Raw genomic sequence first — 15150 nt, 5'->3', positions numbered from 1 at the left:
AAGTGTCCGACAGGGAACCGCCGCGCCGTCGCGTGCCCGCCCCGGCCAGGTCCGCCCGCCCCGGCGCCGACCGGCGTCCGGGCCCCGGCGCCCGACCCGCCCGCCGCCCCGCCGCCCCTCGCCCGGGCGGGCCCAATGTCATCCGGCTCGGCAGCCCCCGGCCCCGGCTGCGCATGGTCAGCCTCGCGCTGGCCCTGGTGCTGATCGCCTTCGTCGTACGGCTGCTCCAGGTGCAGGCCGTCGACGCGAGCGAGTACGCCGCCAAGGCCGAGCAGAACCGGTACGTCGGCCGCACCCTGGCCGCCGAGCGCGGCGAGATCACCGACCGCAACGGCGTCGAACTGGCGACCAGCGTGGACGCGTACGACATCACCGCCGACCCGACGATGTTCACGCCGAAGAGCACGAAACTGGCCGACGCCCCCGAGCAGGCCGCCGCACTCCTTGCGCCGATCCTCGGGCAGGACGCGGACGCCGTCGCCAAGAAGCTGAAGACGCCGAACACGCGCTACACGCTCCTCGCGCACCGCCAGACCCCCCAGGTGTGGACGCAGATCAAGGATCTGAAGTCGACCCTGGCGGCCAAGTCCGGAACCGACCCGGACACCGTGAACGTCCTCGCCGGTGTGCTGGCCGTGCCCGCGAGCAAGCGCGTCTATCCGAACGGCGGACTCGCCGCCGGACTGCTGGGCTGGGTGAGCGCCGACGGCAAGGGCGGCGGCGGCCTCGAACAGCAGCTGAACGGCGAACTGGCCGGGCAGGACGGCAAGATCCGGTACGCGCAGTCAGGGGGACGGCAGGTGCCCACCGCCGATTCCACCGAGACGCCCGCGGTGCCCGGTACCGATGTCGAACTGACCATCGACCGCGACATCCAGTGGGCCGCGCAGAACGCCATCACCGAGCAGGTGAAGGAGTCGAAGGCGGACCGCGGGTACGTGATAGTGCAGGACACCCGGACCGGCCAGATCCTGGCCATGGCCAACTCGCCCGGCTTCGACCCCAATGACCTGACGAAGGCGAGCCCGGACGCGCTCGGCAACGCGGCCCTCCAGGACGCCTTCGAGCCCGGTTCCACCGCCAAGGTCATGTCGATGGCCGCCGTACTGGAGGAGAACGTGGCCACGCCCGCGACGCATGTCGTCGTGCCCAACCGGCTGCACCGGGGCGACCGGCTCTTCAAGGACGACATCGACCACCCGACCTGGTACCTCACGCTCAACGGCGTGCTCGCCAAGTCCAGCAACATCGGCACCATCCTGGCCACCGGCCAGCTCGGCAAGACGCAGGCGCAGTCCAACCGGGTCCTCTACTCCTATCTGCGCAAGTTCGGTCTCGGCAGCTACACCGGGATCGACTTCCCCGGCGAGACCAAGGGCATCCTCGCGCCGCCCGACGAGTGGTCGACCTCGCAGCAGTTCACGATTCCTTTCGGCCAGGGCGTCTCCCTCAACGCGCTCCAGGCGGCCTCCGTCTACTCGACGATCGCCAATGGCGGTGTCCGCGTGGAGCCGAGCCTGATCCGGGGCACCAAGGGCGCCGACGGCCGGTTCACCCCTGCCGCCGACCCCAAGAAGACCCGCGTCGTCAGTGAGAAGACGGCGAAGACCCTCGCCAGGATGCTGGAGTCCGTCGTGGACGACGAGGAGGGCACCGGCACCAAGGCGCGCATTCCCGGCTACCGCGTGGCGGGCAAGACGGGTACGGCCAACCGCGTGGATCCGGCCACCGGCCGCTACCACGGCTACACCTCGTCGTTCGCCGGGTTCGCGCCCGCCGACAACCCGCGCATCACCGTCTACTGCGCCATCCAGAACGCCACCAAGGGCAGTTACTTCGGCGGCCAGATCTGTGGCCCCATCTACAAGGAGGTCATGGAGTTCGCCCTGAAGACCCTTCAGGTACCGCCCACCGGGGCCAGGGCCGCGAATCTCCCCGTGGCCTTCACACCCTGATCAGCACGGAAACCAGCCAGGAAACAGCTCGTGAACACGATCTCTCCCGACTCTCGCGACCCGGGGCACAGCGCCCCGGCGCACGCCCCGGCCGCGCCCTCACTTCGCTCGTCCGGGGGTGCGCCCGGTACGCTCACCGCCGTGCCAAACGCCGATCAGTACCAATCCACCCAGAAGGGCGTTCCTGTGACATATCCGGGACCGCCGAGGCCGGTTCATGTGACCGCCACACCCCTCGCGGAACTGGCCGGACAGCTGGGTGCCCCACAGCCCCCGACCACGGGGGACGTGGTCGTCGCGGTCACGGGCATCACCCATGACTCGCGCGCCGTCCGCCCCGGCGATCTGTACGCCGCCCTCCCGGGGGCCCGGCTGCACGGCGCCGACTTCGTCACGCAGGCGGCCGGCCTCGGCGCCGCCGCCGTGCTGACCGACCCGACCGGCGCCGAACGCGCCGCCGCCACCGGCCTCCCGGTGCTGGTGGCCGACGACCCGCGCGCGCGGATGGGCGAACTGGCGGCCACGATCTACGGCCGTCCGGGGCGCGACCTGCTCCAGATCGGCATCACCGGCACCTCCGGCAAGACCACCACCGCGTACCTCGTCGAGGGCGGTCTGAAGACGGACCGGGCCACCGGACTGATCGGCACGGTCGAGACCCGCATCGGCGACGAGCGCATCAAGTCCGAGCGCACCACCCCCGAGGCCACCGACCTCCAGGCCCTGTTCGCGGTGATGCGCGAGCGCGGGGTCGAGGCGGTCGCCATGGAGGTCTCCAGCCACGCGCTGGTCCTCGGCCGGGTCGACGGCTGCGTCTTCGACATCGCCGTGTTCAACAACCTCAGCCCGGAACACATGGAGTTCCACTCCGACATGGAGGACTACTTCCAGGCCAAGGCCGGGCTGTTCACTCCCCGACGCAGCAAACTCGGGGTCGTCAACCTCGACGACGCCTACGGCCGACGGCTCGCCCGGGAGGCCGCCGTACCGGTCGTCACCTTCTCCGCCGAGGGGCACCCGGACGCCGACTGGCGCGCCGACGACGTCCGGATCGGCCCGATGGACTCGACGTTCACGGTGGTCGGCCCCAAGGACCAGCGGATCAGGGCCAGATCGCCGCTCGCGGGCACCTTCAACGTCGCCAACACCCTCGCCGCGATCGTCGCCCTCGCCGAGGCCGGGCTCGACCCGCAGATCGCCGCCGACGGCATCGCCGAGGTGCCGGGAGTGCCGGGGCGCCTGGAGCGGGTGGACGTGGGCCAGCCGTATCTCGCGGTCGTCGACTACGCGCACAAGACGGACGCCGTCGAATCGGTGCTGCGGGCCCTCCGCAAGGTCACCGAGGGCGAGTTGCACGTCGTGCTCGGCTGCGGCGGCGACCGGGACAGGACCAAGCGCGAGCCGATGGGCGCCGCAGTGGCCCGGCTCGCCGACACCGCCGTACTGACCTCCGACAACCCCCGCTCCGAGGACCCCCTCGCGATCCTCGCGACGATGCTCCAGGGCGCGGCCTCCGTGCCGGCGCACGAGCGCGGCGAGGTCCAGGTGTTCGAGGACCGGGGCGCGGCCATCGCCGCCGCCGTGGCCCGCGCACGGCCCGGGGACACCGTGCTGGTCGCGGGCAAGGGCCATGAGCAGGGCCAGGACATCGCCGGGGTGGTCCGTCCGTTCGACGACCGCCAGGTGCTTCGAGAAGCCATCCAGAAGACCCAGGGATGAACTTGTGATCGCCCTCTCCCTCGCCGAGATCGCAGCAGTCGTCGGCGGGCAGACTTACGACATACCGGATCCGTCGGTCCAGGTCACCGGACAGGTCGTCAGGGACTCCCGTGAGGTGGAGCCCGGCAGCCTCTTCGTCGCCTTCGCCGGCGAGCACGTCGACGGCCACGACTTCGCGGCCCAGGTCGTCGAGGCGGGCGCCGTCGCCGTACTGGCGTCCCGTCGGGTCGGCGTACCCGCGATCGTCGTGGACGACGTACAGCGGGCGCTGGGCGCCCTCGCGCGGCACGTGGTCCAGAAGCTCGGCGCGACCCTCGTGGCCCTCACCGGCTCCGCGGGCAAGACCAGCACCAAGGACCTGATCGCCCAGGTGCTCCGGCACAAGGCGCCGACCGTCTTCACGCCCGGCTCGCTCAACAACGAGATCGGACTTCCGCTGACCGCGCTGAGCGCCACCGAGGAGACCAGGTTCCTGGTCCTGGAGATGGGCGCCCGCGGAATCGGTCACATCCGCTACCTGACGGATCTGACGCCCCCGAGGATCGGCCTCGTCATCAACGTCGGCACCGCCCACATCGGCGAGTTCGGCGGACGTGAGCAGATCGCACAAGCGAAGGGCGAACTCGTCGAGGCACTGCCCTCGGCGGCGGACGGCGGCACCGCGATCCTCAACGCCGACGATCCCCTCGTACGGGCCATGGCGGCTCGAACAAAGGCGAAGGTGATCTTCTTCGGAGAGTCCGGCGAAGCGGACGTACGCGCCGAGAACGTACGACTCACGGACAGGGGACAGCCCGCCTTCAGGCTCCACACACCCTCCGGTGCAAGCGACGTGACCATGCGCCTGTACGGTGAGCACCACGTGTCGAACGCGCTCGCCGCCGCCGCCGTCGCCCATGAGCTGGGCATGTCCGCAGACGAGATCGCCACCGCGCTCTCCGAGGCGGGCTCCCTCTCCCGCTGGCGGATGGAGGTCACCGAGCGCCCGGACGGCGTGACGATCGTCAACGACGCCTACAACGCGAACCCCGAGTCCATGAGAGCGGCTTTGCGCGCGCTTGCCGCCATGGGTACAGCCTCACGGGCAAGGGGGGGCCGTACGTGGGCGGTGCTCGGCAAGATGGCCGAGCTGGGGGACGAGGCGCTCGCCGAGCACGACGCGGTCGGACGGCTCGCCGTCCGGCTCAATGTCGGCAAGCTCGTCGCGGTCGGGGGCAGGGAAGCGTCCTGGCTCCAACTGGGCGCATATAACGAGGGTTCGTGGGGTGAGGAGTCGGTGCACGTGTCCGACGCACAGGCGGCTGTCGACCTGTTGCGCAGCGAGCTGCGCCCAGGGGATGTCGTGCTCGTGAAGGCGTCCCGGTCGGTCGGGCTCGAACGGGTGGCGCAGGCGCTGCTCGTCGGCGGCGTCGAGGGTGAGGTCGCCGCCCGATGATGAACCAGATCCTGTTCTCGGGCGTCATCGGTATGTTCCTGACGCTGGTCGGCACCCCGCTGCTGATCAAGCTGCTGGCCCGGAAGGGCTACGGCCAGTACATCCGTGACGACGGCCCGCGCGAGCACCACGCCAAGCGCGGTACGCCGACCATGGGCGGTATCGCCTTCATCCTGGCGACGATCGCCGCGTACTTCCTGTCCAAGCTGATCACCGGCAAGCCGCCGACCTTCTCCGGGCTGCTCGTGCTCGGTCTGATGGGCGGCATGGGCCTGGTCGGCTTCCTGGACGACTACATCAAGATCGTGAAGCGGCGCTCGCTCGGTCTGCGGGCCAAGGCGAAGATGGCCGGTCAGCTGACCGGCGGTATCGCCTTCGCGGTGCTCTCGCTCCAGTTCGCGGACAACCGCGGCAACACGCCGGCCTCGACGAAGCTCTCCTTCGTCCAGGACTTCGGCTGGTCGATCGGCCCGGTGCTGTTCGTCGTCTGGGCGCTCTTCATGATCCTCGCGATGTCGAACGGCGTGAACCTGACGGACGGTCTGGACGGCCTCGCCACCGGCGCCTCCGTCCTCGTCTTCGGCGCGTACACGTTCATCGGCGTCTGGCAGTTCCAGGAGTCCTGCGCCAACGCGGCGACCCTGACCAACCCGTCCGCCTGTTACGAGGTACGAGATCCACTGGACCTCGCCGTCGTCTCCTCGGCGCTGATGGGTGCCTGTCTCGGCTTCCTGTGGTGGAACACGTCGCCCGCCAAGATCTTCATGGGCGACACCGGTTCACTGGCCCTGGGCGGCGCGCTCGCCGGCCTCGCGATCTGCTCCCGTACGGAGCTGCTCCTCGCGCTCCTCGGCGGCCTGTTCGTGCTGATCACCATGTCGGTGGTCATCCAGGTCGGCTCCTTCAAGCTCACCGGCAAGCGGGTCTTCCGGATGGCGCCACTCCAGCACCACTTCGAGCTCAAGGGCTGGTCCGAAGTGCTCATCGTGGTCCGCTTCTGGATCATCCAGGGCATTTGCGTGATCGTCGGACTGGGCATCTTCTACGCGGGATGGGCGGCCGACAAGTGACGTCCGGTCAGGGCAGCGACTGGAACGGCGTGCGTGTCACCGTCGCCGGACTCGGCGTGAGCGGCATCAGCGCCGCCCGCGCCCTGACCGCCCTCGGCGCCGTCGTCACCGTCGTGGACGGCGGCGACTCCGAGGCCCACCGGGAACGCGCGGCGGCCCTGGACGGCATCGAGGTCCGCCTCGGCGACGCGGAGACGTTGCCCGAGGGGACCGAACTGGTCGTCACCTCGCCCGGCTGGAAGCCGAGTTCACCGCTGTTCGCGGCGGCTGCGTCGGCGGGCGTGGACGTCGTGGGTGACGTGGAGATCGCCTGGCGGCTGCGCGGCCCGGACGCAGCCCCCTGGCTGGCGATCACCGGCACCAACGGCAAGACGACCACGACCCAGATGCTCGCCTCGATCCTCCGCGCGGCGGGCCTGCGTACGGCCGCCGTCGGCAACATCGGCACACCGATCATCGACGTGGTCCTCGGCGAGGAGACGTACGACGTCCTGGCCGTCGAGCTGTCGAGCTACCAGCTCCACTGGGCGCCGTCTCTGCGCGCCCACTCCGCCGTCGTCCTCAACCTCGCCCCCGACCACCTCGACTGGCACGGCTCCATGGAGGCGTACGCCGCCGACAAGGGCCGTATCTACGAGGGCAATCGGGTCGCCTGTGTCTACAACGTGGCCGACAAGGCCACGGAGGACCTGGTGCGTGGGGCGGACGTCGAGGAGGGCTGCCGGGCCATCGGGTTCACGCTCGGTGCCCCCGGGCCGTCCCAACTCGGCGTCGTCGAGGGCATCCTGGTCGACCGCGCCTTCGTCGAGAACCGGCAGCAGAACGCCCAGGAACTGGCCGAGGTCGCGGACGTCAATCCGCCGGCCCCGCACAACATCGCCAACGCCCTTGCCGCGGCTGCCCTCGCACGGGCCTACGGGGTGCCCGCGAAGGCCGTACGGGACGGGCTGCGGGCCTTCACCCCGGACGCGCACCGCATCGCGCACGTGGCCGATGTGGACGGGGTCGCGTACGTCGACGACTCCAAGGCGACCAACACGCACGCGGCCGAGGCCTCCTTGGCGGCGTACGAGTCGATCGTGTGGATCGCGGGCGGGCTCGCCAAGGGCGCGACCTTCGACGAGCTGGTCGCCAAGTCGGCGAAGCGACTTCGCGGGGTGGTGCTGATCGGCGCCGACCGGGCGCTCATCGGCGAAGCGCTCGCGCGACACGCGCCGGAGGTACCCGTCGTCGACCTGGACCGGACCGACACTGGGGCGATGCTCGCGGCGGTCCGCTCGGCGCGGGGCCTGGCCGGTGCCGGGGACACGGTGCTGTTGGCGCCTGCCTGTGCGTCGATGGACATGTTCGCCAACTACAACAAACGCGGTGACGCGTTCGCGCAGGCGGTTCGCGAACTCGGGGCGGGGACCTGACGGTCGGTCTTCGGCCGCGGACGGTGTCTTCGGGGGCCTTGGAGGGACGCGTGAGGTCGGATATGGCTCGGGAATCATCGGCGGTTTGTTTGCTGCGGGCCGGTGGGGGCTGGTCGCGCAGTTCCCCGCGCCCCTTCGAGGGCGCTGCGCGCCACTCTCGGAGGCGCTGATGGCCGCCAGTAGTCGTACTGGGCGTCCGCCTGTTCAGCGGGCCGTGCGGGTTCGGCGGCCTGCTGCCCCTCGGCCTCCCCGCGACAACCCCGTACGCGCCCTCCAGCGGCGGATCCAGCGGGCCTGGGACCGGCCGCTGACCGCCTATTACGTGATCCTCGGTGGGTCGCTGCTGATCACCGTGCTCGGGCTGGTGATGGTCTACTCGGCCTCTCAGATCACCGCGCTTCAGCTGTCCAAGCCCGGGACGTTCTTCTTCCGCAAACAGTTGCTCGCCGCCACGATCGGCGGGGTGCTGCTGTTCGCCGCCTCCCGGATGCCGGTGAAGCTGCACCGGGCGCTCGCTTATCCGATCCTCGCCGGGTCCGTCTTCATGATGGTCCTCGTGCAAGTGCCGGGGATAGGGGTGTCCATCAACGGGAATCAGAACTGGATCTCGTTGGGCGGGTCCTTTCTCGTCCAGCCGAGCGAGTTCGGCAAGCTCGCCCTGGTGCTGTGGGGCGCCGACCTGATCGCCCGCAAGGAGGACAAGCGGCTGCTCTCGCAGTGGAAGCACATGCTGGTGCCGCTCGTCCCGGTGACGTTCATGCTGCTCGGCCTGATCATGCTCGGCGGTGACATGGGGACGGCGATCATCCTCACCGCCGTCCTGTTCGGGCTGCTCTGGCTGGCCGGGGCGCCCACGCGGCTGTTCGTGGGTGTGCTGTCGATCGCCACGTTCATCGGGCTCGTTCTCATCAAGACCAGCCCCAACCGTATGGCCCGCTTCCAGTGCATCGGCGCCACCGAGCCGGGCACCGGGGCCACCTCCTGCTGGCAGGCCGTGCACGGGATCTACGCGCTCGCCTCCGGTGGCCTGTTCGGGTCGGGCCTCGGCGCGAGTGTGGAAAAATGGGGGCAACTACCCGAAGCGCACACGGACTTCATCTTCGCCGTCACCGGTGAGGAACTGGGCCTGGCGGGGACGCTGTCGGTGCTCGCCCTCTTCGCGGCCCTAGGCTATGCGGGTATCCGCGTGGCCGGACGCACGGAGGACCCCTTCGTGAGGTATGCCGCGGGAGGCGTGACCACCTGGATCACCGCTCAGGCGGTGGTCAACATCGGTGCGGTGCTCGGCCTGCTGCCGATCGCCGGTGTCCCGCTCCCGCTGTTCTCCTACGGGGGTTCCGCCCTGCTTCCGACCATGTTCGCCATCGGACTGCTGATCGCCTTCGCACGTGACGAACCAGGTGCGCGGGCGGCGCTTTCGTTGCGGCAACCCCGCTTTGGTAGAAAACGGGGGGCTGGGGGTCCGGTGTCCGATCGGAGCCCCCGGAGATGGAACACGATGCGACGGCGTGCCTCGGCGGCGCGTTCGTCCGGAGAGCGGTGAATTTCGGTGCATGTCGTACTCGCCGGTGGGGGGACCGCCGGCCACATCGAGCCCGCGCTCGCCCTCGCGGACGCCCTGCGCAGGGCTGATCCCACCGTGGGGATCACGGCCCTGGGCACGGAACGCGGTCTGGAGACCCGGCTCGTTCCCGAGCGGGGCTATGACCTGGCGCTGATCCCCGCGGTCCCGCTGCCACGCAAGCCCACCCCCGAACTGATCACCGTCCCCGGGCGGCTGCGCGGCACGATCAAGGCCGCCGAGCAGATCCTGGAACGCACCAAGGCCGACTGCGTCGTCGGCTTCGGCGGCTATGTGGCCCTGCCCGGCTACCTCGCCGCCAAGCGCCTGGGCGTGCCGATCGTCGTCCACGAGGCCAACGCACGCCCCGGCCTCGCCAACAAGATCGGCTCGCGGTACGCCGCCCAGGTCGCCGTCTCCACCCCGGACAGCAAGCTTCGGGACGCCCGCTACATCGGCATCCCGCTGCGCCGCTCCATCGCCACCCTGGACCGGGCCGCCGTACGCCCCGAGGCACGCGCCGCGTTCGGGCTCGACCCGAGTCTGCCGACGCTGCTGGTCTCGGGCGGTTCGCAGGGCGCCCGGCACCTCAACGAGGTGATCGAGCGGGTCGCGCCGTACCTCCAGCAGGCCGGCATCCAGGTGCTGCACGCGGTCGGCCCGAAGAACGAACTGCCGCAGGTCCACCAGATGCCGGGGATGCCCCCCTACATCCCGGTACCGTACGTGGACCGGATGGACCTCGCGTACGCCGCGGCCGACATGATGCTGTGCCGCGCGGGCGCGATGACCGTCGCCGAACTCTCCGCCGTCGGACTCCCGGCCGCCTACGTCCCGCTGCCCATCGGCAACGGCGAACAGCGGCTGAACGCCCAGCCGGTGGTCAAGGCCGGCGGCGGACTCCTGGTCGACGACGCGGACCTGACGCCCGAGTGGGTGCAGCGACACGTCCTGCCCGTGCTCGCCGACCCCCACCGGCTGTACGAGATGTCCCGCGCCGCCAGCGAGTTCGGCCGCCGGGACGCCGACGACCTGCTCGTCGGCATGGTGTACGAGGCGATCGCCTCACGCCACCGATAGGCGACGACGAGGGAAGGCGGGGCAGGGCCAGTGGCCGGAGCGACGACTGCCGAACGTGGCGAACGACAGCAGGACACCTCCGGCCCGCCCCGTCTGCCGGGCCTCCTGCGGCGGTTGGGGCCGCGCAGGGTTCGTACGATCGTCATCCTGGTCCTCGCCCTGCTCCTCCTCGGCGGAGGCGTCCTGTGGGTCCTCTACGGGTCCCGGTGGACGCGTGTGGAGCGCGTATCGGTGTCGGGGACCGGGGTTCTGACGCAGGCGCAGGTGCGCGAGGCCGCCGACGTGCCGGTCGGGGATCCGCTCGTTTCCGTCGACACCGGAGCCATCGAGTCCCGACTGCTCAGGAAATTGCCCCGAATTGACTCGGTTGAAGTCAGCCGATCCTGGCCGCACGGAATCGGGCTGAAAGTGGTCGAACGCACCCCTGTGCTGATTGTCAAAAGCCCTGGGAATGGGAGCAAGTATGTCGAAGTGGACGCGAAAGGCGTGCGTTTCGCGACGGTTTCCCGTGCCCCGGAAGGCGTACCCGCATTGGAATTGACGCTGTCCCGGACCGGTTCGCAGACCGCGAGTCTGCGCCGTTTCGGCAGCGACCGGCTGACGCGGGAGGCGGTGCGGGTGGCGGGGGATCTGCCGAGCACCGTCGCGCGCCTCACCAAGGCCGTCAAGGTCCGTTCGTACGACTCCATCTCGCTGGAGTTGGGCGACGGCCGGACCGTCGCGTGGGGGAGCGGTGAGCAGGGCGACGCGAAGGCGCGGGCCCTCACCGCTCTCATGAAAGCGGCTCCGGGGGCTCGGCACTTCGACGTGAGCGTTCCCACCGCCCCTGCGTCATCAGGGAGTTGACGCACATCCGCGCAGGCCAGCACCCTGGTTGGGCATGGCTATGCCTGATCACATAGGGTGAAAAGAAAAACGGGAGGTTCGGCGTGTTCGTTGAACGTGCGCCACTTGTCGACTTAGTGTCCTGTTCGGAAGAGTCCAAGGAACAGACACACTGGTAACCCTAAACTTCAACGTTAGGGTTCGGGTCGGCGTTCGGACCGTCCCACTTCGGCATGAGTTGTCGGTTCGCGGCACCGCGAGGCGGCGACACGTAACTCGAGGCGAGAGGCCTTCGACGTGGCAGCACCGCAGAACTACCTCGCAGTCATCAAAGTCATCGGTGTCGGCGGCGGTGGTGTCAATGCCATCAACCGGATGATCGAGGTCGGTCTGAAGGGCGTCGAGTTCATCGCCATCAACACCGACGCGCAGGCGCTGTTGATGAGCGACGCCGACGTCAAGCTCGACGTCGGTCGCGAACTCACCCGCGGACTCGGCGCCGGAGCCAACCCGGCCGTCGGCCGCAAGGCAGCCGAGGACCACCGCGAGGAGATCGAGGAGGTCCTCAAGGGGGCCGACATGGTCTTCGTGACAGCCGGCGAGGGTGGCGGCACCGGCACCGGCGGCGCGCCCGTCGTGGCCAACATCGCCCGCTCCCTGGGCGCCCTCACGATCGGCGTGGTCACCCGCCCGTTCACCTTCGAGGGCCGGCGCAGGGCCAACCAGGCCGAGGACGGCATCGCCGAACTCCGCGAAGAGGTCGACACCCTCATCGTCATCCCCAACGACCGCCTGCTGTCCATCTCGGACCGCCAGGTCTCGGTCCTCGACGCCTTCAAGTCGGCGGACCAGGTCCTGCTCTCCGGTGTCCAGGGCATCACCGACCTCATCACCACCCCCGGTCTGATCAACCTCGACTTCGCGGACGTCAAGTCCGTGATGTCCGAGGCGGGTTCGGCCCTCATGGGCATCGGTTCGGCCCGTGGCGACGACCGCGCGGTGGCGGCTGCCGAGATGGCGATCTCCTCGCCGCTCCTCGAAGCCTCCATCGACGGCGCCCGGGGCGTCCTGCTCTCCATCTCCGGCGGCTCCGACCTCGGCCTGTTCGAGATCAACGAGGCCGCCCAGCTGGTCAGCGAGGCCGCACACCCGGAGGCCAACATCATCTTCGGCGCCGTCATCGACGACGCGCTCGGGGACGAGGTCCGGGTCACGGTCATCGCGGCCGGCTTCGACGGGGGTCAGCCCCCGGCCAAGCGCGACAACATCCTCGGCTCGGCCGGCGCCAAGCGCGACGAACCCACGCCGGTACGGGCCGAGAGCCGTCCGTCCTTCGGCTCGCTCGGCAGCGTCACGCCGAAGGAGGCCCCGGCACCCGCCCCGGAGCCGGTCAACGAACTCCCGGTCTCCCCGCCGGTCCCGCCGTCCCGGTCCTACTCGGACAGCGCCGCAGAGGAGCTGGACGTGCCGGACTTCCTGAAGTGATAGGACAGCGCTCCGGAACGAGCGACGCGAGCGGCGCGCACTTCGCCTTCACCGACCGGTGGGGCGGGGTGAGCGCCGTTCCGTACGAGGGGCTCAACCTCGGCGGAGCGGTCGGCGACGACCCCGACGCCGTCCGTACGAACCGTGAACTGGCCGCCAAGTCGCTGGGTCTCGACCCGGACCGGGTGGTCTGGATGAACCAGGTGCACGGCAACGACGTCGCCGAGGTCGACGGGCCGTGGACCACTCGCCTCACTCCGCCCGTGGACGGCCTGGTGACCGCCACCCGCGGTCTCGCGCTCGCCGTCCTCACCGCCGACTGCGTACCGGTCCTGCTGGCCGATCCGGTGGCCGGGGTGGTCGCCGCGGCCCACGCGGGCCGGCCCGGTATGGTCGCCGGAATCGTCCCCGCCGCCGTGGACGCCATGGAATCGCTCGGCGCCGACCCGGCCCGGATCGTCGCCCGCACCGGCCCCGCCGTCTGCGGACGCTGCTACGAAGTGCCGGAGGAGATGCGCGCCGAGGTCGCCGCCGTCGAACCGGCCGCGTACGCGGAGACCAGCTGGGGCACCCCGGCGGTCGACGTGGCGGCGGGGGTGCACGCGCAGTTGGAGCGGCTCGGGGTGCACGACCGGGAGCAGTCGCCGGTGTGCACGCGGGAGTCCGCCGACCACTTCTCGTACCGACGGGACCGCACGACCGGGCGGCTCGCGGGCTATGTCTGGCTGGACTGATAGGACATGACGGAACGCAGGGACGAACTCGCCGCGAATCTGGCGGCGGTGGAGGAGCGCATCGCGGCGGCCTGCTCGGCGGCTGGCCGCAAGCGCGAGGAGGTGACGCTGATCGTCGTCACCAAGACCTACCCCGCGAGCGATGTGCGGATTCTGTGCGAGCTGGGTGTGCGTCATGTGGCCGAGAACCGGGACCAGGACGCGGCACCCAAGGCCGAGGCGTGCGCGGATCTGCCGCTCACCTGGCACTTCGTGGGCCAGCTGCAGACCAACAAGGTGCGTTCCGTGGTCGGTTACGCCTCGGTCGTGCAGTCCGTCGACCGTGACCGGCTGGTCTCCGGGCTGTCGAAGGAGGCCGTACGGGCCGGGCGCGAGGTGGGCTGTCTGATCCAGGTCGCGCTCGACGCGGAGGAGAGCGGGCGAGGGGAGCGCGGAGGCGTCGGACCGGGCGGGATCGGGGAGTTGGCCGACCTCGTGGCGGGGGCCGAGGGGCTGCGGCTCGCCGGTCTGATGACCGTCGCACCACTGACCGGACCGTACGCGGGACGTGAACTGGCGGCGTTCGAGCGGCTGATGGATTTGTCGACTGCTATGCGCCACAGGCATCCGGCTGCGAACATGGTGTCCGCAGGGATGAGTGCGGACCTCGAACAGGCCGTGGCGGCCGGAGCGACACATGTGCGCGTCGGCAGTGCGGTACTCGGAGTCCGTCCCAGGCTCGGGTAACGTCGCCAGGAAGTCGGACCACAGCAGAAAATATGGTCATTACCGCCGAGGGGCGGCATAACGACCTCGTGGATCGCGGGCACTTGGCATTCGTCAGTCGATCCACCACAGAGCGGAGGACTCGGAGCATGGCCGGCGCGATGCGCAAGATGGCGGTCTACCTCGGCCTCGTGGAGGACGATGGGTACGACGGCCGGGGTTTCGACCCCGATGACGACTTCGAACCCGAACTGGACCCGGAGCCCGAGCGCGACCTGCGGCGGCGTGAGCCCTCGCACCAGCCGCACGGTTCGCACCAGTCACACCAGCCTCATCAGTCCCAAAGGGACGAATCGGTACGAGTGGTGCAGCCGTCCGCGCCGCGTGATCCGGTGCCGCATTCCGCCTCGCTTGGCGCCGAGTCCGGGCGTCCGGCGCGGATCGCGCCCGTGGCATCCATCACACAAGAACGCCAAAGCCTGGAGAAGAACGCACCGGTGATCATGCCCAAGGTCGTGTCGGAACGAGAGCCTTACCGGATCACCACACTCCACCCCCGGACCTACAACGAGGCCCGTACCATCGGGGAACACTTCCGTGAGGGCACGCCGGTGATCATGAATCTCACTGAGATGGATGACACAGATGCGAAGCGACTTGTCGACTTTGCGGCCGGTTTGGTGTTTGGTCTTCACGGCAGCATCGAGCGGGTGACGCAGAAGGTGTTCCTGTTGTCGCCTGCTAACGTCGATGTCACGGCGGAGGACAAGGCCCGCATCGCAGAGGGCGGGTTCTTCAACCAGAGCTGATACGCAGGGCCAGACAGCAGTACCGAACAGGGGAGAGGGAAGCACGGATCATGAGCGTGGTTCTACAAGTGCTCTACGTCGCGCTGATGTGTTTCCTCATCGTGCTGATCTTCCGGTTGGTCATGGATTACGTCTTCCAGTTCGCCCGCTCGTGGCAGCCTGGCAAGGCGATGGTGGTCGTTCTCGAGGCCACCTACACTGTCACTGATCCACCGCTCAAGCTTCTGCGGCGGTTCATTCCGCCGCTGCGTCTCGGGGGCGTGGCACTTGACCTGTCCTTCTTCGTACTGATGATCATCGTCTACATCCTGATCACCGTCGTGACCAAACTCGCGGGGTGACTGTGGACGATACGGT

Annotated in this window: 13 protein-coding genes; all 13 read left to right on the top strand. The window is 69.5% G+C overall.

The window, feature by feature from the left end; translation table 11 throughout:
• Nucleotides 1-2: 2 nt before the first annotated feature.
• The gene (locus ACFYXF_RS15920; RefSeq protein WP_389350150.1) at nt 3-1955 is read left to right on the top strand and encodes a peptidoglycan D,D-transpeptidase FtsI family protein; all 1953 of its coding nucleotides are present in this window, start codon (nt 3-5) and stop codon (nt 1953-1955) included.
• A 30-nt stretch (nt 1956-1985) separates the two neighbouring features.
• Nucleotides 1986-3674: a UDP-N-acetylmuramoyl-L-alanyl-D-glutamate--2,6-diaminopimelate ligase gene (locus ACFYXF_RS15915; protein WP_389350149.1), complete on the top strand. Its 1689-nt coding sequence runs from the start codon at nt 1986-1988 to the stop codon at nt 3672-3674.
• A 4-nt stretch (nt 3675-3678) separates the two neighbouring features.
• On the top strand, nt 3679-5109 hold the full coding sequence (gene murF / locus ACFYXF_RS15910) for a UDP-N-acetylmuramoyl-tripeptide--D-alanyl-D-alanine ligase (protein ID WP_389350148.1): 1431 nt from the start codon (nt 3679-3681) through the stop codon (nt 5107-5109).
• Complete coding sequence (gene mraY, locus ACFYXF_RS15905) at nt 5106-6179, top strand: phospho-N-acetylmuramoyl-pentapeptide-transferase (protein ID WP_369035403.1); 1074 nt, start codon at nt 5106-5108, stop codon at nt 6177-6179. Before murF ends, mraY begins: the two co-directional genes overlap by 4 nt.
• Entirely contained in the window at nt 6161-7594 is a 1434-nt protein-coding gene (gene murD, locus ACFYXF_RS15900; protein ID WP_389350147.1) for a UDP-N-acetylmuramoyl-L-alanine--D-glutamate ligase, read from the top strand. Before mraY ends, murD begins: the two co-directional genes overlap by 19 nt.
• A gap of 169 nt (nt 7595-7763) precedes the next feature.
• Nucleotides 7764-9137 carry a putative lipid II flippase FtsW gene (ftsW, locus tag ACFYXF_RS15895; protein ID WP_389350146.1) on the top strand — a complete coding sequence of 458 codons (1374 nt, stop codon included), beginning with the start codon at nt 7764-7766 and terminating at the stop codon, nt 9135-9137.
• Nucleotides 9138-9143: 6 nt separating this feature from the next.
• The gene (gene murG / locus ACFYXF_RS15890; RefSeq protein ID WP_389350145.1) at nt 9144-10235 is read left to right on the top strand and encodes an undecaprenyldiphospho-muramoylpentapeptide beta-N-acetylglucosaminyltransferase; all 1092 of its coding nucleotides are present in this window, start codon (nt 9144-9146) and stop codon (nt 10233-10235) included.
• Between the two features lie 30 nt (nt 10236-10265).
• A complete protein-coding gene (locus ACFYXF_RS15885; protein ID WP_389350144.1) occupies nt 10266-11081 on the top strand; it encodes a cell division protein FtsQ/DivIB in 816 nt (271 codons plus the stop codon).
• A 276-nt stretch (nt 11082-11357) separates the two neighbouring features.
• Entirely contained in the window at nt 11358-12545 is a 1188-nt protein-coding gene (gene ftsZ, locus ACFYXF_RS15880; RefSeq protein ID WP_389350143.1) for a cell division protein FtsZ, read from the top strand.
• Entirely contained in the window at nt 12542-13279 is a 738-nt protein-coding gene (gene pgeF / locus ACFYXF_RS15875) for a peptidoglycan editing factor PgeF (RefSeq protein ID WP_389350141.1), read from the top strand. The genes ftsZ and pgeF overlap by 4 nt, the downstream gene beginning before the upstream one ends.
• Nucleotides 13280-13285: 6 nt before the next feature.
• Nucleotides 13286-14005, top strand: coding sequence for a YggS family pyridoxal phosphate-dependent enzyme (locus ACFYXF_RS15870; protein ID WP_389350140.1), 720 nt, complete (start codon nt 13286-13288; stop codon nt 14003-14005).
• A gap of 128 nt (nt 14006-14133) precedes the next feature.
• Complete coding sequence (locus ACFYXF_RS15865) at nt 14134-14793, top strand: cell division protein SepF (RefSeq protein WP_389350139.1); 660 nt, start codon at nt 14134-14136, stop codon at nt 14791-14793.
• Nucleotides 14794-14843: 50 nt separating this feature from the next.
• Entirely contained in the window at nt 14844-15134 is a 291-nt protein-coding gene (locus ACFYXF_RS15860) for a YggT family protein (RefSeq protein WP_369035412.1), read from the top strand.
• Nucleotides 15135-15150 lie beyond the last annotated feature (16 nt).

The organism is Streptomyces sp. NPDC002680 (assembly GCF_042889145.1).
GTDB lineage: Bacteria > Actinomycetota > Actinomycetes > Streptomycetales > Streptomycetaceae > Streptomyces > Streptomyces adonidis.
The sequence above is the reverse complement of the archived record's forward strand: the minus strand, read 5'-3'. Positions and strand labels throughout refer to the sequence as shown.